General features: G+C 71.4%; 1 protein-coding gene. It reads left to right on the top strand.

The annotated features are described in order from the left end of the window. Positions 1–41 precede the first annotated feature (41 nt). Positions 42–26,081, top strand: coding sequence for an LEPR-XLL domain-containing protein (locus DLJ53_RS16875; RefSeq protein WP_111347363.1), 26,040 nt, complete (start codon positions 42–44; stop codon positions 26,079–26,081). Positions 26,082–26,130 lie beyond the last annotated feature (49 nt).

Here is a 26,130-nt window from a genome sequence, read left to right as displayed (position 1 = left end):
GCGGCTTCCGGTCACGGCGGTGAATTAGTTGAGGGAATGCCATGTCTACTCCGTTCGGCTCCGTATTCTGCGACGCTGGCCCCAAAAAGCTTAGGTGGCGCAAGGGCAAAGGGCGGGGAGACAGGCCGGTCCACCCTCATTTCCTGAAGGCACGACGGCTTCGGTCGAGGGAGAGTGCCACCGCCCCGCCGACCGGCTTCGACATCGAAGCCCTCGAACCGCGCTACCTGCTCTCCGCCGATATCGCCCCGCTCAACCTCGACATGGGCGACCTCGGCAACAACCTCTCCCTCCACTACGACAACCTCACACAGTTCCTGCACGTCACCGACCGCACCTCCGGTATCGAGGTGGCGGCCCAGTCGATGGAGCGGGTCGGCGTCGTCTCCGTGCTCGGCACGTCCGACGACGACACGCTCGAGATCGACTTCTCGGACGGCTTCGTCACGCCGGTCACGTTCTCCGGTGGTGCGGGGGAGGATGTGCTGACCGTCGACGGGAGGCTGGACGGCGTGCGCCTCGCGACCGACAGCACCGGGCACGGGACGCTCGACCTGGCCGGAGGCGGCGACGCGCTCGCCGTCACGCTGGGCGGAGTGGAGCGTGTCGACGATCAGACCACCGCCGGCAGCCGCATCTTCGCCGACACCAGCGTCGCGGGTCACGCCCTGTCACTGATGGGGATCGAGGACGGCGTCGGCGTCCGCGCGCCCGGCCTGATCGACTTCGACGCGTCCGGACCCGGCGGCGACCTCACGCTCGAGGCCGGCGCGGGCGCGGACACGATCGCCCTCGGCGCCCTCGACGAGGTGACCGCGGCGCGCGTGACCATCTCGGGCGGCGCGGGGCACGATGTGCTGACGGGACCGCCCGTCGATACGACCTGGACGGTGGACGGGGCCGACACCGGCACGGTCGCGGGCAGCGCGTTCGTCGGGGTCGAGTCGCTCGTCGGCGCGGCGGACAACGAGGACGTCTTCGTCGTCGGCGCAACCGGATCGCTGACCGGTGGGCTGGACGGGGGCGATGGCGGCTACGACGTTATGGTCTTCGACGGCGGGACCTTCGACAGCGTCGTCTACACCGCGACGGGCCCGACCTCCGGCACCGTCAACCGGGACGGGGTGGTCCTCGTCTACGACGGCCTGGAACCCATCACGGACAACACGAACACCACCGACCGCGTCATCGACCTGTCGGGGATGAGCGATACCGCGACGCTGTCCCAGGACGGCGGCACGCTGACGATCGCCTCGACCGATCCGTTCGAGATCATCACGTTCGAGAGCGTCGAGTTCGCGGTGCCCTCGTCGAGCCTCACGATCAACCTCGGCGAGGACGAGGGCATTCCGTTCCTGTCGCGCGACCGGCTGACGATCGAGGACGTGAACCTCGGGAGCGCATCGCTCATCGTCAACGGCGAGGACGGCGACGACGTGGTGATCGTCGAGGGCAACCTCGTCACGACCAGCACGGTCACCGTCAATTCAGAGGAAATCGAGGTCTCCGGGTCGATCACCGCGTCCGCCATCACCCTCAACGCCGTGGCGGAGGACGACGGCGCGATCGACACGATGGGGCTCATCCCCGACCCGGTCCTGCAGGGGCTCTTCGTGGCCCTGCCGACGGCGCGCATCGAGGTCAGCGGCGTGCTGACCTCCACCGGCGTCGTCGATCTGAACGCGTCGGCGACGACCGCACCGACCGTGACGCCGAGCGATCTCGGCGCATCGCTGGACGCCTCGCTGCTGACCCTGCTGCCGACCGCCGAGATCGCCCTCGACGGGGCGAGCATCAGCGGCGCGGACGTGACGATGGATGCCGGCGTCACCATCGACGCCTCCTTCGCGGACGCGGCGGACGGGGACGACACGTCCGACGCCTCGGCCGACGCGGCGGCGACCGTCGTCGTCGTGGGCGGCGGAGCGGAGGTCACGGCGGCGGGCGCGACGACCATCTCCGCGTCGGGCGCGGTGGCGCTGACTGCGACGAGCGACATCGAGGTCGAAACGCGGGCGGACGGCAGCGCGGAGGCGAGCGCGGTCGGCGCGACGCTCGCGGTGACCGAAGTCAGCACCGACACGCGCGTCGCCCTCGCCGGCAGCACCTCGATCGGCGCCAATGGCGGAGACGGCCCCGACTCCATCACCCTGAGCGCGACCCTGACGTCGGACGTCTCGACCACGTCGCTCTCCACGCAGGGCGGAGCGGACGATGCCGGCGGGGCGAGCCAGAGCAACCAGCGGCTCGAGGATCCGAACCAGGACGGCGACGTCGGCGACCGCGCGCAGACGGCGGACGGCAACGTCGGCTTCGCCGCCGCGGTCGCGATCTCCGACTACCGCCCGACAACGTCCGTCGTCCTCGACACGGACGGGGCGGTCGCGACCGACGGCGCGCTCGAAATGACCGCGATGTCGAGCGACGCGGTGGCGACGACGGCCGACGGCAGCACGACGGAGGCGGGCACCGGCGTCGGCATCGCCGTGGGGCTCCAGACCATCGCGTCCAGCGTGACCATAGACCTCTTCGACGGCGGCACCATCGCGGCCGGCGGCGGCGTCTCGCTCGACGCGGCGATGGACGCCGGCAACTCCTTCTCGCTGACGGCGACGTCCGGCACCGGCGACGACGCGAGCACCAGCATCGCCGGCGCGTTGTCGATCCATTCGGTGTCGAGTGTCGTTGCGGCGCGCGTCTCCGACGGGGGTGGCGGCGGGGTAGACCTCGGCGGTGCGGACCTGACGCTGAACGCCGAGGCGGAGACCGACGTCTCGACCGCCGCGGTCCCGCGCGAGGACGCCGAGAGCGGCACGGCCTTCGGGATCGGCGCCTCGGTGGCGCTGACGATCCTCGACACGCTCACGATCGCCGAGATCGCCGACGGCGCGGGCGTCACCGGCGCAGGCGACGTTACGCTGAACGCCGAGTCAATACACGACGCGACGACGACGGCGTCGGGACCTGCTGAAGGCGGGGACGTGGTCGCGACGCCGGTGGCGGCGATCACCATCAACACGAACACGACGACGGCGCTGATCGGCACCGGCGACCCGCTGTCCGGCGGCGAGATCAGCGTCATGTCGCGCCAGGACGGCGACACGCTGTCCCGCGCGACGGGCGATGCGGAAGGGGCGGACGCGGCGATCGGCGCCTCGCTCGCGATGGTGCTCAACGACGAGGGCAACTCCGCCTCGCTGATGCGCGATGCGACGGCGACGGGCGCGCTCTCCATCGTCTCGACCGGGCTGGTGCGCAGCCGTGCCCTGTCGAGCGCCAGCGCGGCCGGCGACAGCGACAGCGGCTCGTCCGGCGACGTCAACGCCGCCAACCAGGACCAGCAGGATTTCGCCAACGATCAGGCCGACGCGCGCGGCGGGTCGTCCTCCTCGCAGACCCAGACGCCGGACGCCTCCACCAGCGAGGGCCAGCTCGCGCTCGCCGCGGCGGTGGCGATCGACCTCGTCGACAGTGCGACCGTGGCCGAGATCGGCGACGGCGTGGCCGTCGTCTCGGCGGGTGCCGTCACCGTCCGCGCGATCTCCAACAAGGACAGCGCCGCCGATGCCGACGCCAGCGCGGCGAACGGCGGAGCCGGCTCGGTCGGCGTCGCTGTCGCGATCAACGAGGGCAAGGTCCACAACGAGGCGCTGGTGGGAGAAGGCGCCAGCGTCTCCGCCACCGACGTGAGCGTCGAGGCGGAGATGGCGCAGCGGAACCTGCGCGTCTCGGCCACCGACGTGCCGGTCGTGGACATTGCCGCGAACACCGTCTTCCTCGGCCCCGGCACCGGGATCGCGACCGGCGACGCGCTCGTCTACGGCGACGGCGGCGGGACCGCGATCGGCGGCCTGTCCGACGGGGCGACCTACTACGCGATCGCGCTCGGCGGCGGCCTCTTCCAGCTCGCATCGAGCGAGATGGACGCTGGCGACGGCGAGGAGATCGACCTCACCTCCACCGGCGCAGGCACCGGCCATACGCTCACCGATACCGGGATGGAGGACTTCGACTTCGACCCCGCCAGCGACGCATTGCGCCTGATCATCAACGGCGGAGACGCGCTGAGGACGGGCGATGCGCTGGTCTATCGCGAGGCCGGCGGCGATCCCATCGGCGGCCTGACGAACGGCGAGACCTATTTCGCCATCGTCGACGACGACGGCGCGATCAGCCTCGCGGGGAGCCTCGAGGGCGCGTTGGCGGGCGAGGCGGTGACGCTCACGTCCGCCGGTGGCGGCAACGGCAACCGCCTCGCCGACAGGATGCATCGCTCGGTCGCGGGGGCGACGTCGGGAGCGAGCGGCGGCAATCTCGGCCTCGCCGGTGCCGTCGCCATCGACCTCGGCGAGAGCGGGCACCTCGCCCGGCTCGCGGGCGAGGCGGACGCGTCCGGTGCGGTGGTCGTGGAAGCCACGGGCCGCAGCGACGCCCGCGCCCTAGCCGATGCCGCGCAGGACGAGACCGACGACACCTCCGTCGGCGCCGGCGCGTCCGTCGCGACGACCATCACCGATCACCTCACGGTCGCCGAGATCACCGGCAGCGGTGCGCTCGGTGGCAGTCCCACCGACGTCACTGTGCGCGCGAGCGGCGTCTACGATGCGCTCACCCGCGCTAACGGCGGGGCGGAGGGCGGCACCGCGCTCACCCCCGTTGCGGCGATCGCGATCCTGCGCGCCCAGACCGATGCGCTCGTCGACGCGACGGATCCGATCAGCGCCAGCGGGAACGTCCTCGTGCGCGCCAACCACACGACCTCGGTCGACACCGACGCCGTCGGCGAGAGCACGGGCGACGACGCGGCCGTCGGCGTCTCCCTCGCGCTGACGTCGCGCGACGACATCGCCAACGCGCGGCTTGCCAGCGACACCACCGCAGACGCCGTGACGGTCCACGTCCTCGGCGCCATCGACGCCGACACCGGCGCGGAGGCGTCCGCCGGCGGCTCGGAGCAGGAGGGCGACGCGCCCGACACCGTCGACCAGCGCGGCGAAGGCGCGCTCGGCGCGGCCAACGGCGACGCCGCCTCGCGGCGCACTTCGGGAACGGGCTCGTCCACCACATCCGTCCCCGACGCGGAGACGGCGGACGGACCGGTCAGCGTGGCGGCGGCAATCGCGCTCGACCTCGGGACGGTGGCGCTGACGGCCGAGTCGGTGGACGCCGACATCGTCGCCGACGCGCCCGTGCGCGTCCTCTCGCGCAGCAACGTGGACGGCGCGGCCGATGCGTCGGGCGAGGCCGTCAGCGACGGCGGCTCCGCGACGGTCGGCGCGGCGGTCGCCATCGTCTCCGGCCCGGTGACGAGCACGGCGCGCGTCTCCGGCGGGAGCGTCATGGCATCGGGGCTCGTGGTGCGCGCGGCAACCTTCCCCGCGAGCGGGGACGACACGCACACCTTCACTGCCGAGGCGACCTCCGGCGCCAGCGACGGCGACGTGGGCGTCGCCGGCTCGTTCGCCCTCGTCCGTCCCACGGTGACGACGGCGGCCGGGATCACCGACGGAACCAGCGTCACCCTGTCCGGCCCCGACCCGTTCGTGGTGCGCGCGCAGCCGGATGTCTCGACCTCCGCGATCGCCGACGCGGCGCAGTCCGGCGGCGACACCTTCGGCCTCGGCGCCTCGTTCGCGATCGACGCTTCCAACACGGCAACGACCGCGACCGTCGGCGACGACGTCACGGTGACGGGGGCCGAGGTCGCGCGTGTCGACGCGTTCGCGGGTCATCAGGCACTCGCGCAGGCGCGCGGCGGGGTCGAGGGCGGCACCGCCATCACCCCGGTCGTTGCGGTGACCAGCGTGGTCAATACCGCGGCCGCCGCCATCGCGCAGACGGCGAGCCTCGAGAGCGACGGCGACGTGACCGTGCGCACCGTGCTCACCGCCGACACGAAGGCCGACGCCGAGGGGAGCGCGGACGCCGAAGACGCCGCCATCGGCACCGTCCTCGGCCTCGCCATCGTTGAGGACAGCGGCAGCGCGCTGATCGAAGGCGGCGTGGTGAGCGGGGGCGACGTCCTCGTCCAGACGAACATGGTGACGTCGGCGCGGAGCCGGGCCGTCGCCAGCGCGACGGGTGCGCCCGAAGAGGGCGGCGGCGGAGCGGACGTCCAGTCCCAGGTCGACGGCCAGGTGACGAACGCGAATGCGGAGGGCGGCACCAGCGCGTCCTCCCCGGACACCTCCACCTCCGACGGTGCGGTCACCGTCGCCGCGGCGGTCGGCATCACGCTCTTCCAGTCCTCCGCGCTCGCGGCGATCCGCGGTGTCTCCGGCACGCCGGCGAGCGTCGAGGCGGATGGAGCGGTGGACGTGCGCGGCCTTCAGCACGCGGACGCCGCCGCCGTCGCCGACGCCAGCGCGGCCGACGAGACCGACGGCACCACCATCGCGGCCGCGGTCGCGGTCAGCGACTCGACGCTGAACAACGTCGCCCTCATCGAGGAGGCAGACGTCACGGCGGACGACGTGACCGTGAGCGCCCGTGCGCCGGCACGCACCGTGTCGATCTCGCCCACGAGCGGTCCCGTCGTGGACCTCGGCGACGACACGATCTTCGTCGGTTTCCCGTCCACGCCGTTCACCACCGGCGAAGAGGTCACCTACGACGCCGGCGCCGGCTCGGCCATCGGCGGACTGACGGACGGCGAAACCTATTTCGTGGTCCTCGAGGGCGACGGGCGGATCGGCCTGGCGCAGGACGCGAATGCTGCGGCCGACGGCGAGACGATCGACCTGACGAGCGTCGGGACGGGCAGCGAGCACGTCCTGGTCCGCGGGGCCGTCGATGCCGGCGATCCGGAGGCCAACGCCCCGGCTGACGTCACCTTCGACCCCGGCGCCGACGGGACGTTCATCCCGCTCCCCAACGAGATGGGACTGATGACGGGTGATCCCGTCACCTACCAGACCACCGGAAACGCCATCGGCGGACTGACGGACGGGAACGAGTATTACGCCATCGTCGAGAACGGGCGCCTGCGCCTCGCGGCGAGCCAGGCCGACGCCCTCGCGGGCAACGCGATCACCATCACCGGTCCCGGCACGGGCGAGCATTCGCTGACGGGCTTCCTCCTCAGCCACGGCGCGACGGCGATCTCCGGCGCGTCGGGCGGGGACATCGGCGTCGCCGCCGCGGCGGCCTTCACCGGAGCGGACGGGATCACGTCGGCCGACATCGGCGAGAACGTCGCCCTGACGCTGACGGGCGGGGACCCGGCGGTGCTGGTGCGGGCCGAGACGCCCGTCCTCACCCTCACCGCAGCGAAGCCGGAGAGCGCGGGCGAGTCGGTCGGCGTCGGCCTCTCCTTCGCGTTCTCGCGCGAGGGGGTCGACACCCACGCCGGCATCGCCGAGTCGGCGACGGTGGAGGGGGCCGAGGACGTCTCGGTCGTCGCGGCCAGCACACACTTCGTCGTCACCGAGGCCAATGCCGGAACCGAAGGCGAGGACGGCGGGAGCGGCGCGATCGCGCTCAGCGTGGTCGAGCCGGTGACCGAGGCGATCCTCCTCGGCGGGACGGAGGCCATCGACCTCTCCGGCGACGTCACCGTCGAGGCGCAGAGCCTCGTCGCCATGGGCACCAACGCCGACGCGGACGTCGACGGCGCGGAAGGCGCGGGCGTGGGGATCGCGCTGGCGCTGGGCTGGGACGAGTCCGACGCCGTCGCGATGCTGGACCGCGACATCTCCACCGGCGCCGCGACCGCGAACGAGGTCATGGTGGACGCTCGGCGGACGAGCTCCGCGGCGACCGTCGCCAACGGCAGCGCGGCGGGGGCGGACGGCCCGCTGACCGCCGACCAGCAGATCGGCAACAACTCGAACTTCGCCGACTCGCGTTCCGATTCGCCGCTCGAGACGCCCCAGCCGGGGGCGGATATCGACGACGCCAACGCGACCGCCGCCGACCAGACGAGCAACCCGGGCGGCGAAGGCGGCACCGGCGAGGACGCGACCTCCGAGACGCAGGGCGGAAGCGTCGAGGTCGCGGCGGCGATCGCCGTCACCGTGGGGGCGGGCGACGCGCTCGCGACCATCGGCGACGACCGCGTCGTCGATGCGGACGACGACGTGCGCGTGCGGGCCCTCAACGACGCCGACGCGACGACCATCGCCTTCGGCACCGCGCTGACGACCGAGGGCGGGACCGCCGTCGGCGCGGCGGTCGCCTCGAACGTGGTGAGCGGCGACGCAGCGGCGCGCATCGGCAACGGCGCGGAGATCACCGGCAGCACCGTCACCGTGCTGGGCGCGACGTCGAATGGCGAGCGCAACGAGATCCGCGCCGTGGCGCTCGCCGGCGGCGGCGCGACGCAGATGGGCGAGGGGGAGGATTCCAGCGCCGGAGGTGCCGGCGCCGCGGCGATCAACATCTACAGTGGCGGCCGTACGGCCGGGATCGGCGACGATGCGACGATCACCGCCGAGACCGGCGACCTCGTCGTGCGCGGTCGCCATGACTTCGGCGTGCAGGCGATCGCGGGGGCCGGTGCGCTGGCGATCGGCGACGAGGGGACCAGCGTCGGCGCCGGCGTGACGTTCAACCGGGTCGACACCGACGCGTCCGCCACGATCGGCACCGACGGTCTGATCGACGTCGACGACGACCTCGTCGTCGATGCCTCCACGGACATCGCGGTCCTGGAGCTCTCGGTGCTCGGACTGACGCAGACGGGACAGGAGTTCACCGCGCTCGCGGTGGGCGCCGGGATCGGCTCGGGCGCGGATGCGGGGGCGGGCTCGGCGATCATCAACGTCTTCGCCGTCGATACGCTCGCGCGCATCGGCGCCGGGACCGGGATCGTCGCCGGTGGCGACGTCACGGTGAGCGCCGAGGATACGACGCCGATCACCGACTTCGCCGGTGCGCTCGCGACGAGCCTCGAGGGCGTGGGAGTCGGCGTCGGGCTCGACGTGACGGTGCTGACGAAGTCGACCGTCGCGCAGATCGAGGGCGGCACGTCGGCGGCGAACGCGACGAGCATCGAGGCCGGCGGCAACGTCATCGTCGAGGCGACCAGCGAGGAGGACATCTTCATCCTCTCCGCGAACCTCGGCGCGGGCGAGAGCACGTCGGCGGCGGGCGCCGCGAACGTCCTCGTGGTGACGTCCGAGACCATGGCGCTCCTCGGCAACGTCCCGGCGGACGATCCCGACGCTCCGGACCCGGGGGACCCGGTCGACGGCTCCATCGTCGTCGCGGCGGACGGCAGCGTCCTCGTCGCCGCCGACAGCACAACGCTGATGGACGTCTACGCCGGGACGCTCGGCGCATCCCTGTCGGGTTCGGCGGCGGGCATTTCGGTCTCCGTCGTGGTGGACCGCGACGTGACGCGCGCGGGGATCGGCGGCGGCGCCGTGGTCGACGCGCTCGGAACCGAAACGGTGGACGCGCCGACCAGCGAATTCGGCTCCGACGGCCAGCAAGGGGCGGAATCCGTCCGCGGCGTGGCGGTCGTCGCGACCGGCTACACCGACCTCACGGACCTCGCGATCGGTGCGTCCGGCTCGCTCGGGCAGGACAACAGCGGCGAGGACAACTCCGAGACCGACGGCGGAACGGCGGTCGGCATCGCGCTCTCCACCGCCGTCGCGGTCCTGCGCGGGCAGACCAAGGCCACGGTGGGCGAGGGCGCCCGCATCAACGAGAACGACGCGGGCCGCTCCCCGAACCAGCGCATCGTCCTGCGCGCGGCGGACGAGGTGAACATCGACAACGACGCCGGCAGCGGCACCTTCGCGTACGGCGGCGACGCCACGGTGGGCGGCGCCGTCTCGGTGAACGACGTCGACCGCGCGGTCTGGGCGCGGGCGTTCGGCGACAACGTGCTGCGCGCCGCGAACGGCATCAGCCTGACCGCGACCAGCGCGAACAACATCGACACCACCACGGTGGGCGTCGCGGGCACCGTGCAGTCCGGCGACAGCGAGGGCGAGGAGAACTTCGACTTCGCCGGCGCGGGCAGCGTCGCGGTCACGCTTGTGGACGGCGAGACGCTTGCGCAGGTCCGCTCGCCCGCCACGGTCGAAACACCCGGCGCGCTGGAGATCACCGCGGAGGACCACTCCGTGATCGACACCGACGCCGGCGGCGCCGCGGCCACGATCGCCGCCGACAGCGGGGCGACGCAGGGTGCCATCGGCGCATCGGTCGCCTACAACGAATTCAACTACGACGTCATGGCCTCGATCCGGAACGCGGAGATCGAGGCGGACGACGCGGTGACGGTCTCCGCCCTCAACGCCGCCGAACTGGAGGCGCTCTCCATCGCCGGCGCGATCGCCGGCAGCAACGACTCCGACGCGTTCGGCGGAGCGGGCTCCGCCGCCGTCAACAGGGCGGAGGGGGCCACCCGCGCGCTCGTCACCGGCGGCACGCTGCTGACCGACGGCGACGTCGATGTGTCGGCGGCGGATACGATGAGTGCGGACGCTGACGCGGGCTCGGCGGCGGTCGCCGTCGCCACCAACGGCGGCGACCTCGGCGCGATCGCCGTGGATGCCGCCGTCGCGATCAACAGGATCACCAGCAACACCACCGCGGCCGTGATCAACGTCGCCACGCTCGAGGGCGATGCGCTGACGATCAGCGCGCTGTCGGACCAGGCCGTCACCGGCTTCGCTCTTGGCATCGCCGGGGCGCTGGAGGCGGGCGACGACAGTGTCCTGGGCCTCGCCGGCGCGGGGTCGGGCGTCGGCAACACGATCGCCAGCAGCGCCGCGGCGCGGCTCAACGGTTCGTCCGTGACGGCGAACAGCGATGACGTGACGCTGGAGGCGGCGGACACCTCGACCATCGAGGGGCAGGCCGGCGCGGTCGACATCTCCTTCGCGGTCGGCGACGGGGACAATGTGGGCGTCGGCCTCGGCATCGCGGTGGTCGACAACGAGATCACCAACAGCGCCATCGCCCAGGCGAACGGCAGCGACATCGCGACCCCCGACAACGTCGTCGTCGACGCCCTCGGCGACAGCGACATCAGCGGCAGCGCCTTCGGCATCGGCCTCACGGTCGCGGCCGGAGACGGCACCGCGGTCGCGGTCAACGCCACCGGCGCGGTCATTCTCAACGACATCGCCAACGTGACGCGGGCGGCCATCGTCGACAGTTCGCCGGCGAGCCCCGAGACCGTCGACGCGGGCGACGCGGTGACCGTCAGCGCCGCCGATACCGGCACGGTCGGCGCCAGCGCCGTCGCGGGGATCGCGACGATCGCCATCGGCGGCGATACGTCCGGCAACGGATCGGCCGCCGTCGCGGTCGCCGACAACGTGGTCAACAACACCGTCGAGGCGCTCGTCGAGGACGTCGACGTCACCTCCGGCGACGACGTCTCCGTGACCGCGGACAGCGAGACGGCGATCGACGTCGACGCGGTGTCGGTGACGGTGGCCTTCACGGGGTCGGACAGCGCGCAGATCTCGGTCAGCGTGGGTGTCTCGCGCGCCAGCAACACCATCGGCACGACCGCGACGGCGGCCGTTCGCGACGCGGACGTCTCCGCCGGCGGGCCGGTCTCGGTGATCGCGAACGACGACAGCGAGATCGTCGCGAACATCGTGGCGGTCTCCGTGAGCGCGGGGCTCTCCGGCGAAGGCGGCGGCACCGTCAACGTCGCGGCGGCCGTCGCGGAGAACGTCGTCGGCACGACAACGGTGGCCGAGGTCGTCGCCTCGGGGATCGAGGCGGAGGATCTCATCACCGTCAGCGCGAGCTCGACGGCCATGATCGACGTCGTCGGCGTCGGCGCCTCGGTCGGCGTGGCGATCGGCGGGTCGAGCGGTGCGGTCAACGTCGCCGGGACGGGGACGGGCGCGGCGGCACGCAACACGATCGCCAGCACGGTGCGCGCCTCCGTCGAGGACGGCTCCGTGCTCGACGTGCTCGGCAACGGAGCGGACATCTTCGTCACCGCCACGGACGAGAGCACCATCCAGGCGGACGTCGTGGCGGCGTCGGTCTCCGTCGCCGTCGGCGGCACGACGGTGAACTTCACCCTCGCGATCGCGGTGTCGATCGCCGAGAACACGGTGATGAACACGGTCCAGGCCGTGGTGGACGACGCCACGCTGGACGCGGATGGCAACGTCGCCGTGACCGCGCTCGGCGACCGGGAGGTCGACGTCAGCGGCTCGTCCGCGGCGATCTCAATCACGGCCGGCTCCGGCACGGTCAACTTCGGCGTCTCGGTGACGGTGGCGCTCGCGACCAACATCATCGGCGGCTCCGTCGAGGCGCTTGTCTCCGACGCCGACGCCGACATCAATCCGGCCCTCGACCGCCATATCGCGGCGGGCGACGGGGTCCTCGTGACCGCCGCCGACGAGAGCAGCATCGACGCGGTCAACGATTCCACCGCCGTCGCCGTGACGCTGGGCTCGGGCGCAGTGACCTTCGGCGCAGCCGCGTCCGCCGCCGTCGCCGAGAACGTGGTGACGACCGAGGTGCGGGCGCGGATCGACAACTCCGTCGTCGACAGCGGCGACGAAGTGTCGGTGACCGCCTCAAACGACGTCACCGTCGATGCGACGACGGTCGCCGTCACGCTGACGGTCGCGGCCGGCCTCGGGACCTTCTCCGGCGCCTTCGGCGGCGCCGGCGCGCGGTCCACCAACACGCTCTCGGGTGTCACCGAGGCGGTGATCGGCACCGGCAGCGTCGTGACCGCGGAGGACGAGATCACCGTCACCGCGGACGAGACCGCGGCGGTCGATGCCGACACGGTGGCAGCGTCGATCTCCGGCAGCGTCGGCCCGACGATCGGCGTGTCGATCAGCGTGTCCGTGTCGCTGGCGGAGAACGCTCTGTCCGGCGTCGTCACGGCCGGGATCACGGATTCGGTCGCCGAATCGACGGGCGACGGTATCACCGTCGAGGCGAACGGGGCGGGGTCCATCACGGCGACGACGGTCGCCGTCTCGGCGAGCCTCACTGCGTCCGGCGGCTTCTCGCTCGCCGGCACGGGGGCCGGGGCGACCGCCAACAACACCATGAGCCGCAACGTGTCGGCGATCGTCGAGAACTCGGACCTCGACGCGGACGGTCCGGTCAGCGTGGCGGCGAGCGACGTGTCGAGCATCGACGCCTCCGTCGGCTCCTTCGGGGCGTCGCTCGCGGTCGGCAGCTCCGGCGCGGTGTCGATCAACATCGTCGTCGCGACGGCGACCAACACGCTGAACGGTTCTGTCGACGCCCACGTCAGCAACTCCACCGTCGACACCACCGACGGCGAGGTCACGGTGGCGGCGAGCGCCAACAATCAGATCGAGTCCGCGACCCGCGCCATCGCCATGAACGTGACGGCCTCCGGCGCGGTCGCGGTCACGGTCTCCGGATCCGGTGCGGTCGCCACCAACACGATGAGCAACACGGTCACCGCCGCCATCGATGGCGGCAGCGTCGTGCGTGCACCCGACGAGATCACGGTTTCGGCCGAGAACCTGTCGCCGGTGGACGCACGCGTGTTCGCGTCGACACTGTCGATCACGGCGAGCTCCGGTGCGTCGATCGGCTTCAACGTCGCGGCGACCCGGGCGACCAACACCAACAACGGGACCGTGCTCGCGAGCATCGACGGGTCCGACGTCGCGAGCGAGGGCGACAGCGTCGCGGTGACGGCGGTGTCGGACAACGACACGACGGCGATCTCGACCGCGGCGACGATGAGCCTTCAGGCCGCCTCCGGCGTCGCCCTCGGCGGGGCGGGAACCGGCGCGGATGCGCGCAACACCACCAACAACGTCACGCAGGCCAGCATCACCAACGGCTCGGTCGTCGAGGCGGACGGCGACGTGACGGTGGACGCCATCGACACCTCGAGCTTCCTGACCCAGCTCATCGCGGCGACGGTCAACGTCAGCGGCTCCGGCGGTGCGGCCGTCTCCGTCTCCATCGCCGTGACGCGCGCGCTCAATACCCTCGGTGCGTCCACCATCGCGACCATCGACGGCTCGGACGTGACCTCGCTCGACGGCGACGTGATCGTCGATGCGGACAACGTCAACGAAATTCAGGCGACCGCGGTCTCGATGGCGCTCAGCGTCGGCGGCAGCGGTGGCGTGTCGGTCGGCGGCGCGGGCACCGGCGCGGTCGCCCGTAACACGATCACGAGCCTGGTCGAGGCGAGCGTCTACGACAGCGTCATCGACGCGGCCGGCGAGGTCTCCGTGACGGCGACGGACCAGTCCACGGTGGACGCGCTCCTCCTCTCGGTGTCGGTGTCGGTCACCGGTTCGGGCGCCGCGGCGGTGAACATCGCGATCGCGGCGACGACGGCGCTCAACTCGATGAGCGGCACGACCCTCGCGACCATCGACGGTTCGACCGTCACCGCGCCCGACGGGGTCACGGTCGATGCGCGCCTCTCCAATTCGATCGAGGCGGACGGCATTGCGACAGCGGTGGCGATCTCGGCGGCAGGCGGCGGCAGCATCGGCGGCGCCGGGACCGGCGTCGTGGCGCGCAACATCATGAACAACGCCGTCGAAGCCTCGGTGCGCGACGGCTCGACAATCACCACGGACGAGGGCGTCCTCGTCCGTGCGCGCGACCTCTCGGACATCGATGCAACGCTGACGGCGGTTTCGGCCGGGATCGCGGCCTCGGGAGGCGCGGCCATCGCGCTGACGGTGGCGCTCTCGCTGGCGCGCGTCGACTACAACACCACGGTCGACGCCGTCGTCGAGGGATCGACGATTACGGCGGGCGATGACATCGACGTCACCGCCCGCTCGTTCGGGACCGTCGCGGTCGACGCGGTCGGCATCGGCATCTCGCTCGGCGGGGCGGGGGGCGTGTCGATCAGCGGGAGCGTGGCGGGCGCGCGCGCGGTCGTGTCGGCGACGAACCGCACGGCGGCCGAAGTGATCGACTCGGTCCTGACGACGGACGCCGGCGTCGACGTGACGGCGCGCGACAACAGCGAGGTCGAACTCGACGTCGTCGGTGTCGCGGTCTCCGTCGCCGGTTCGGCCGGCGTGTCGGCGACGCTGTCGATCTCCTTTGCCGAGGCGCGGACCACCTGGGGCGGCGACGTCATTGCCGCGATCAGCGGCTCGACCGTTGACGCGCAGGATACCGTCCTCGTCGATGCGCAGGGGAATGCCTCGATCGACGCCGAGGGGACGGGCGTTTCCGTCTCGATCAGCGTCAGTGCGGGCCTCACGATCAGCGGGGCGGGGACCGGCGCCAGTATCGTCAACGTGGTCGGGCAGGACGTCATTGCGTCCATCGACGACGGGTCCGACGTGTCGTCGGCCGACGACTCCGTCACGGTCAACGCCGAGGACGACATGGACGTCGACGCGAGCGCGCTCGCCGCGGCCGTGTCTGCCAGCATCTCGCTCGGGGCGAGTTTCTCCTTCGCGATCGCGGCGGCGCGTGCCACCAACACGTTCGACGGGATGACCCGGGCGATCGTCTCGGACAGCGCCGTCGCCGGTAACGGGGACGTCGCCGAGGTGCTCGCCTCCTCCACAAGCCTCGTCGACGCGCAGGCGGATGCGATCGCGCTCGCGATCTCCGTCTCGTTCGTGCCGGGCGCCTTCAGCGCCGCCGGCGCCGTCGCGTCCAACAGCTCGAACCGTCTCGTCGAAGCGGCGGTGGAGGACGGGTCCGACGTCTTCAGCCTCAACGACCTGACGGTCGAGGCGACGGACACCTCCGACTACGACGCATGCGTGCTCGCGCTCTCGCTGTCGCTCGGGTTCGGGGCGGCGCTCGGCGTCGGCGAGGCGACGAACGATATCGCAGGCGACGTCGTCGCGCGGCTCGAGGACTCGACCGCGGTCTCGCAGAACGGGGACGTCCTTGTCCTGTCGTCGGCGAACCTCGACGTCCTGTCGAGCGCCAGCATCGCCGCCGTGACCCTCGGCGGTGGCGGCGCCGGGACCGGATCGCGGGCGACGACGAACCTCAACCGCGATGTCGACGCCCATGCGGTGTCGAGCGACATCACCGCGGACGGCGATCTCTATGTCGACGCGGACGCCGACCTCATCGCCCGGACGGAGACCATCGGCATCGCCGGCGCGCTCGACTTCGCTGTGTCGGCGATGGAGAGCGTCGCCAACGTGAGCGGCGCCACGCGCGCCTACCTCGACGGCGACATGACGATCGACGTCGACGACGACGTGTTCGTGACGGCCGACTCGGTCGCCCGGGCGCTGCCGAACGGGCTCAACGTGGCGGTCGGCGCCAACGCCGGGGCCGTCGTGCTGATGAGCGCGACCGTCGCGCGCGACACGCTGGCCTTCGTCGGCGGCACACAGGTGGACCCGCTCGACGATGCACTGCTGCTGCCGGTCGCCATCGACATGGGCAACGCGCGCCTCACCCTCGACGCCGGCGCCACCCTCGAGGCCGACGCCGCCCCGGCGAACCTCGCCTTCAGCATCGCCAACGGCGTCGCCGTCACCATGACGGAGGCGACCATCGCCGGCCGCACCGAGTCCTTCATCGGCGAGAACGTCACGCTTACTGCGGGCGAGCTCGACATGACCGCCGACAGCGACGAGGAGGCGTTCGCCAACAACGTCACCGTTGCGGTCTCGCTGGGCCATACCGTCGACGTCAGCCACGCGACCGCGACGATCACGAGCGACACGGCCGTCTACATCGGAACGCGCGCCGGCGAGACGCCGCGTCCGGCATCGACGACGACGGTGACGCTCGCTCCGGGCGGCGGGCGCGACGGCCGCGCGACGCTGGCGGCCACGTCCGAGCGCTACTCCGAGGCGACGATCTCGGGCGGCTCCGGCGCCGGCATCCGCGTCAGCGAGTATGAAGCGACGGCCGATACCGGCGGCTCGGTGCGCGCCTACGTCGGCGAGAACACCGATCTCACCGCCGAGAACCTCGCCATCACCGCGGACGCACCGCAGATGGAGGCGCAGGCCGCGAGCAACACCATCGGCATCGCGCTCCTCGGCGGCGTGTCGGTGATCATCCCCGAGGCGCGGGTGACGGCGGTCGTCGAGGCCTTCATCGGCAACGAGACGGGGACCGCGGCGACGAGCACGGCCACCCCGGCGATCGCCATCAACGGCTCGGGCAACGGGAACGGCGACGTGATCGTCGACGCCGACGCCGTCGTGCTCGCCAACTCCGAGATCGTCTGCGGCGAGGGCTCGCTCGGCTTCGACGTCAGCGTCCTGCGCCCGCGGGCGGAGGCGAGCGCCGAGGTGCGCGCGTTCGTCCGCGAGGGCGTCGACATCATGGCCGAGGAGCTGCATGTCGAGGCCGGCAACAGCGACGACCGGATCAACCTCGACGCCACCGCGTCGATCTTCACCGCCGGCTTCTCGGCGGCGGGTTCGGTGGACACGATCGATATCGAGACGGTGGTCGACGGCACGGTGGAGGCCTTCATCGGCCGGCCCATCGGCACGCCGCTCAACGCCGTCTTCACCCAGGTGATCACCGTCGACGAACCGATCGACGTTCAGGCCTGGTCGGACATGAACGCCGTGTCCGACGTCTTCAACGGCACGGCGAGCTTCGGCGCGACCATCGCCCTCGTCCAGACCGACGCCGAGGTCTCCGGCGTGACGCGGGCCTACGTCGGCCAGGCGACGCGTGTGGTCGCGGACGGGCTCGACATCGACGCGGACGGCGCCTACGAGGCGCTGGCGACGACCCGGCTCGTGGGCATCAGCGGTGTCGCGAGCGGTGCCATCCAGTCCTCGCGGGCCGTGGTCAGCGGCCTCGTCGACGCCCACGTGGGCGCGCCGGCCGGCACGAACCCCAGCACCAACCTCGCGACGCTTGTCCTCGACGGCGACCTCACGGTCAACGCCTTCGCGACGATGGTCGCCTCGCCGGTCGCGACCGGCGTCGGCATCTCCGGCGGCATCACCATCGGCGGCTACACGCTGGAGGCCGTCGTCAGCGGCGAGGTGCTCGCCTACGTCGGCGAGGGTGTCGACGTGACGGCAGACTCCCTCTCAATCCTCGCCGATACTGGCGCGATGGATGCGACCGCGGACATGGTCTCGGTCGGGATCTCGGGCGTCGGCGCGGCCACGGTCGTCAGCACGACCGCCACCGTCTCGGCGTCCGTCGAGGCGTTCATCGGCGCCAGCCGGGCGCGCGACGCGGCCAACGTGATGACCGCCATCGACGTCGGCGGCGGCGAGGTCACGGTGGTGGCGGACAGCACGATGAATGCCGTCTCGAGCACCGCCGGCCTCTCCGTCTCCGGCCTCGCGTTCGACATCTTCGAGCCGACGGCGATCGTCAGCGGCAACGTCAGCGCCTTCGTGCGCGACGGTGTCGACATGGCGGCGGGCGCGCTGGACGTCAGTGCCGGCGAGATCGGCGACGACCGCGTCGTCTTCAACGCCGTGGCGACCACGGTGCTCGCCAACGTCACCCTCGGTCTGGGTGTCGGCATCGGCACGGCCGTGGCGACGACAGAGGGCACGGCGGAGGCCTTCATCGGCGCGGCCGCCGGCCGTGTGCGCGGCGGCATGGCCGGGGCGCAGCTCGACGTGTCGGGCGACGTCGACGTCACCGCGCTCTCCGACATCATCGCCGACGCGAACGCCGACGGCGGGGGCGGGTCGGCCGGCGTCAACGTGACCCTCTTCGAGCCGCGGGCGACCGCGGGCGGCCTGACCCGCGCCTACGCGGGCGACGGCCTCGACATCGAGTCCGCGTCGCTCGGCATCATCGCCGACGGCAACGCGGACGCCGACGCGGACACCTTCGCGATCAGCTTCGCCGGTGCCGTGACGGTCCAGGGGATCAACCCGATCGCCTTCGCCAGCCACGACGTGGAAGCCTTCGTCGGCGAAGCGCTCGGCTCGACCCGCAACGTCGGCGCCGACGGGCAGGCGGAGATCTCCATCGCCAACGGCGGCGGTAATCCCGGCGACGTCACCGTCAGCGCGACGGCCGACACCGCAGCGGACACGCTCGTCACCTCGATCTCGGGCTCGTTCGCCGCGAACATCACCCAGATCCGCTCGACATCGATCATCGCCGGTGCCACACGGGCCTACGTCGGCGAGGAGACCGTGCTCAGTGCGGACGACGTCGACGTCGATGCCAGCGAGACGACGGCGCAGGCGAACGCGACGATGTCGTCCTTCGGCGGCGCCGGTGTCGCCAATGTCAGCGTCCTGCACGCCGAGGCCATCGCCTCACGTACGACGGAGACCTTCGTCGGCGACAACTCGGAGCTGAACCTCGGCGACGGCAATCTCAGCCTGACGGCGGTGACCGACACCGGCGACCCGCTCGCGGTCGCCCGGATCGACAGCGCCGGCGTCTCGGGTGCGGTGGACGTCAACGCGGTCGACGTGATCGCGCGGGTCGGCATCCTCGACGACGGCCTCACCGACAGCCCCCGCTCGGCGACGCGCTCGAGCATCGGCGACGGCGTGCTGATCGACGCCAACAACGTGACCGTGGACGCCGATGCGGTGGTCAACGCCGAGGCGACCAACGCCAACCCGCTGCGGATCGGCGGCGCCGTCCAGGTGTCCTCGCTGGTCGTGACGGGTTCGGTCGACCACGAGACGCGCGCCTCGGTCGGCGATGACGTCCTGATGATGCTGACGGGCGACCTCGACGTGACCGCCGACGCGGTCTCGACGGCGACGCCTTCCGTCACGAACGTCTCCGCCTCGCTCGCCGTCTCGTTCACCGCGAGCACGGTGACGACGCTCATCGAGAGCGAGACCTTCGCCGGGATCGGCAACGACGGGCGCATCTCCGCCGATAGCGTCGACGTGCTGGCGAACGCCGAGCACGACGCCGACGCCTCGGTCGACGCCATCGGCGGCTCGCTCCTCATCGCGATCGGATCGCTGGTCGCCAACGCGACCGACACGGGCAGCGTGCGGGCCGAGATCGGCAACGCGGTCGGTGGCGCGGCGCAGACCTCCGTCGCGACGACGGGCGCCGCCGGCATTACAGTCTCGGCGCAACTCGACGGGCGCGTGACGGCACAGCCGAACCTTGCCACCATCGGCCTCCTGGGGTCGGGCGGGGCCGTCACCAGCAACGCCATCAACGATGCGACCGTCGGGGCCGGCTTCGGGCCGGACGCGGCGATCTCCTCCGACGCCGGACCGGTCGAGCTCATCGCCGACATGCGCGGCGTCGCCTACGCCACGGCGACGAGCTTCTCGGCCGCCCTGGGCGGGACGCTCAGCGCGATCAACGGCAATGCCGAGTTCACGCCCAACGTGTCGGTGGACGTCGGCGACGCGACGAACGTCTTCGCCGGCGGCGCGAGCCCACTGTCGATCGCCGCGCGGCTCAACTTCGACAATGCGCTCGGCTTCCTCGTGGACACCTCGCAGCCCGGCGCGGACCTCGGCTTCGGCGCCATCGTCGACGGCCGGCAGACCTCGGTCGGACTGGGGCTCGCCGCCAACGGGTCGACGCTCTCGTCCCTCTCGGACGCGGACGTCGGCATCGACATCGGCACGAACGCCAACCTCAGGGCGGACACCGGCGACGTCGGCATCGTCGCGCGCAACTCCAACAACGCCTTCGGCTCGGCGGACTCGTTCGCGGCGTCGATCGGCATCGCGGTCAGCAGCAGCGACCTCTCGGTGAACACCTTCGGGTCGACGCTGGTCGTCTTCGACGGCGACGTGTCGGGTGGAGGCGTCGCCGGCGCGCGGGACCTCAACATCGACGCTCGCGGCTTCAGCGCCGCCAACGCGGCCTTCGCGGGGCGGCAGGGCGCGACGGTCTCGATCTCCGACTCCGGCAACATCAGCGCCAATACGGACAGCGCGCTGAACGTCGAGTTCGGCTCCTCCAGCTCGCAGATCCAGACGACCCGCGACATCAACGTAGTGGCGATCTTCAACACCGACGCGGACGCGAAGTCCGTCGCCTCGTCCTTCGGCGGCCTCAGCATCGGCAGCATGGGATCGATCGCGACGGCGACAGCGGACGTCGGCCTCACGGTCGGCGCAGCGCCGCAGATCGAGGCGGCCGGCGACGTCGTGCTGCGCGCCGAGCACGGCACCGCGATCGTGCAGCTCGCCGACGGCTCGGTCCAGACCACCGATGCCACCAACCCCTCGATCGGCGAATCGGCCCCGGGCACGAACAACTTCGTGGACTTCGGCCAGCCGCACGGGCTCGACACCGGGGACCTGATCGGCTTCGTCGGGGAGGACAGCGGCGGGCTCATCCAGGGCCGGACCTACACCGCCGTCGTCCGGGACGACACGTCGACCTATCTGGGTGGCACGTTCGGCGGCGGGGTCAACACGGCGAACGACACCATCACCATCGAGGGACACACCTTCGAGGATGGCGACGCGGTCTACTACCACTCCAACGGTGCCGCGCCGGTGGGCGGGCTCAACAACGGCCAGCGCTACCTGGTGACGGTGATCGACGAGAACACGATCAAGCTCTTCGACCCGGCCCTCGCCGAGACCGACGTCGTCGTCGACCGCGGGGACGTGTCGGCCAACACGATCCAGGGCGCCAACACCTTCGAGAACGGCGACGTCGTGACCTACCACGCCGGGCCTCTCTCCGAGTTCACCGCGGGCGTCGTCGACGCCGACGTGAACCCGGGGGCGATGAACCCGGTGGTGGCGGACGGCTCGAACCGCATCTACGTGCCCGGCCACACCTTCGATATCGGTGACGAGGTGGTCTTCACCGCCGACGGGCCGAACACGATCGAGGTCGCGGGCGGAGCCGACCTCGCCGACGGCGAGACCTACTTCGTCGCCGGTGGCGGGGCAGCGCTCGGCAACGTGCCGGGCTTCGCGGCGGACGCCGACTACATCCGCCTCGCGCGCACCGCCGATGAGGCGACCGGCTTCGTCGACGACGACATGAACTTCGTCCCGCCCGAGATCATCGACATCGTCCGCGACGCCGACGATCCGACGATCTACGGGTTGCGCACGGTGGAGGACGCACCGATCGACGGTCTCGTCGAGGGCCAGTCCTACTTCGTCGTCAACCGGGCGGCCGGCTCCTTCCAGCTCGCGAACACGTCCGGCGGCGCCCCCATCGCCATCGACGCCGGGGGGCTGACGGGCGGCACGCACACCTTCAGCGTGGACGGCGTGGACCTCACCGCGTCCGGCGGCGCGGGCGAGCACGCCCTCATCCTCGACCTGACCGGTGACGTCATCGGCAGCTTCAGCGGTGTCGGCGGAGCCGGCGGTCTCAACGCCGCGCCATCGGGCAACGGCATCGTCACCGCGTCGACGACCGGCGTCTCCGGCGGCGTGGTGTCCGCGGAGTCGGTGACGGCCGTGGCGGCGCAGGACGTCAACGTGGAGCTGAACGTCGGCGACGCGGCGATCTCGGCGAACGACATCGTCATCGCCTCCGACTCGGTCCTCAGCGTCGCGACGACGACGGACGCGGCGCAGGGCGGCGGCATCACCCTCGGCACCACGACGGCGGTGGCCGACGGCGACAACGTCAACGCCCTCGACATCGCGGGCGGGGCCGAGCTCGTCGCGCGCGACGACATCGACATCGATGCCTCCGGCTCCACCACCGTCAGCACCTACGCGTCCACAAACCAGGCCGCGTTCGGCAACGACGCGGTGGCCCGCACCGAGTCGCTCTCGACCTATAGCATCACCGCGACGGTCGACGGCTCGCTGCGCGCCCAGGACGTGATCGCGGTCGACAGCACCAGTCGAAGCGACGTCGAGGCGGTGTCGCGCGTTCGCACCAGCGGCTTCGCCGGCGCCAGCACGACGGAAGCCCGCTCGCGCATCGGCGACAACGACATCAACGACAATCCCGATCCGAACCTTGCCGAGACGCTCGCCGTCATCGGCGGCACGCTCGACGCGCGGGTCGTGGACATCGAGGCCCGGGTCGCGAGCATGCGCGGCCTGGCGGACGCGAACAGCGACGCGAGGGCCTTCGGGGCCGACGTCGACTCCGGTGCCAGCGCGCGGGCCGCGGCCCACACCGAGGTGATCCTCGACGCCGGCTCCGACACGACGGGCTCCGACGAGGTGACGATCACCGCCCGCACCAGCAACATCAACAACTACGGCCGGGCGCACTCGCGGCTCGGCGGCGCGGGCGGCGATTCCGACGCCACGGCGGTCGGCTACGTCGACTCCGAAGCGAAGGTTGAGGGCCGGTTCGGCTCGGACATCGCGACCCACGACCTCGACGTGAACGCAATCCAGTCGGGTCTGTCGAACGGTGCGCGGGCGACCAAGAACGGCGCGGTCGTCGACTTCGGCGACGCGGAGGCCAGCGCCTCGACCGAGGCCGACCGCAACATCTTCTTCGAGAGCCGGGTGAGGCTCCTCGCGGAGGAGGATCCGGTCCTCGTCGTCGACGAGAACGGCGTCATCCAGGTGAAGCAGAACGTCGATCTCCTCGGCGCCGGCGGCACGATCCTCGACCTCGACGTCGGCGATCCGGTCCCGACGGCGGACATCGTCGTCGCGCCGATCGTGTTCGACGAGGTCGGCACCGCGACGTTCTACGCCAACGCGATCGAGGGCTTTGACGACGTCGACCCCGGCGAGATCTGGGGCAATGCGGCCGAGTTCATCGTGGACAAGACGTTCGGCTCGGTCACCATCATCAACGAGTCGCCGCTCGATCTGGTGACGAACCTCATCGACGTCGGCAACTTCATCGATATCCGCTCCGGTGTGCAGAACGACGACGGGGCAATCATCAACGTCATCGTCGACGAAATACCGGACAACGAGCCGGGCGTGCCGGCGAACAACACGCCGCTCGATCCGGACGCGGCGCCTGCGACCCGCTTCACCTTCGAGTTCGACCTGACGCCGAACTACGCTCCGACCCTCATCAACATCCTGAACATCCTCGACAACTCCGTCCCGGGCGTCTCCGACGTCATCCTGGCGGACCGGATCGAGAACCCGCTCGGCACCACGCGCATCCTTAACCAGCGCGGCGACATCCGCTCCGACCAGAGCGACGTCGTGCCGAGCCCGACCGGCGGGTCGCTCGGCCATGTGGAGCTGATCCGCACCAACGTCATCGACCTCGACGCGGTGGGCGACATCGGCGGCGTCGCGTCCTTCCAGGGCGGCGACTTCGACATCCGCGTGCCGATCGCGATCGAGCTGGTGCGCTACCGCGACATGGACGGCGTCGTGCAGGACTGGCAGGCGACCATCGACGCCCTCGGCGACGTCGACGTCGACATCACCGCCATGGACCGCGCCGACGGGCCGAACTCGGACAGCACCGGCGACTTCTCGGAGACGGTTGCGATCGAGCGCATCACCGCCGGCGACAACCTCGAGGTCGTCGTCAACGACACCCGCGAGGGCTTCAACGGGATCGACGCGGGCACCGTCACGGTGAACCTCTACGATCCGCCGGGGATCGATCCGGAGAACCCCGTCGGCCCGCTCGAGCCCGGCAGCGGCATCTACAACCTGCACTTCCGGCCGGACATCTCCTCGCCGGGGATCGACAACATCCTGCGCGCGCTGGGGACCGACTTCGTCGAGATCGACTCCACCTACCTGTTCGCGGAGGCGAGGTCCGGCGGGTTCCTCGACATCGGCCACGTGTCGACGACGTTCGACTACGTGGGCGATACGGCGGCCTCGACGCGGACCACCAGCATCGGCGGCGGCGAGGCGAACTACGGCTCCGTCGTGGTCGACGACGTGCCGGACACGACCGTCAACTTCGCCATCTCCACCGACGTGAACTGGGCCGGCGGCAACCAGAACGTCCTCGGCGCCGCGACGGTCGTGACCAACGGCAACATCGTCGTGCAGGAGCGCACGAGCGACCTTCGGATCTCGCTCATCGAGTCGACCGCCGGCAACGTCACCATCGCGGCGCCGGGTCGCCTGATCGACGCCTTCACGTCGGTCCAGTCGTCCCCGACACTCGACGTGTCCGGCAACGGGGTCTTCCTGATCTCCGGCCTGCCGACGGACGAGAACCCCGCGCCGTTCGCGACCGGCGTCGGCATCCTCGGCGACTTCCTGGAGATCGATTCGGCGGCGCACGGGCCGGGCGTCCTCAACGCGGTGTCGTTCGCGGGTGTGCGGACGGGCGGCATCTACCTCGACGAGCTGGTCGGCAACATGAATGTCGCGACCATCAACTCGCTTCAGGACGTGTCGCTGCGCACCCGGAGCGGCTCCGTGGTCGACATCCAGAACGATGCGGCGACGGATATCTTCGCCCGCGAGCTGGACATCGACGTCCACGGTGCCGGCTCCTCCATCGGCACGCTCAACAACGCCCTGGAGGTGGACACGCGGATCGGCTCGACCGGTCCGTCCGGTTCGCTGGCCGGCGGCGACGACGTGGCGTTCGAGGCGCCGGGCGACATCGTCGTCACGGAGACCAACGGCATCCTGCGCGTAGTGCTCGCCAACTCCTTCAACGGCGACATCGTGCTGACGGCGGGCGACGACAATCCGTTCGCGACCGACGTGGTCGTCGTGAACGCCGGCACGGCCTTCTTCGCCGAGTCGAACGTCTCGCCGCCGAACCAGGACATCGATCACCCGCGCATCATCAACCCCGGCGGGCTGTTCGCGCCGAACGGGACGGTGACGGTGAACGACCAGGAGCCGGTGATCATCACCATCGCGCAGAGCTCCGGCCTGTTCGACAACCTGATGCAGGCGATTCGGTCTCGCACGGACGGTGCGGCGGCGGCCGGGTCGGTCCCGCAGGCGAGCGCGCCGGCCGGCGACATCCTGTTCGGCGGCGCGCGGCACCTGCAGCTTCCGAACGTCGCCCGGGGCGTGAGCATCGCGCCGGCGGCGGCCGATCAGCTGGCGGCCTCGATGTCGGCCCTCCAGCAGACGCAGTCGCTGCTGCAGGCGGCGTTCGCCTCCGGCAACTACGACACGATCGCCGAGGTCGCCGACATGATGGCGCCGATCCAGGAGGGCACGCTGGTGTTCGACGAGTCCCTGCACGAGTTCGTTGACACCAGTGCCGCGCCGCACGTCGCCACGCTCGGCGCCGGCCCGTCGGACGAGCCGGCGGTGCTGGACGGGGATACCGGTGACGCGCCGTCGTCCGGGCTCATCTCGTGGCAGGGCCGGGGTGCCCCGCTGGGGTGGCTCTCGCGGTTCTTCGATTGAGGCGGTGGGGCTTGTGGCAGTGCTCGTGCTGAGGGGCGGCAGGTTTCGG

This window comes from Acuticoccus sediminis, assembly GCF_003258595.1.
GTDB lineage: Bacteria > Pseudomonadota > Alphaproteobacteria > Rhizobiales > Amorphaceae > Acuticoccus > Acuticoccus sediminis.
The sequence above is the reverse complement of the archived record's forward strand: the minus strand, read 5'-3'. Positions and strand labels throughout refer to the sequence as shown.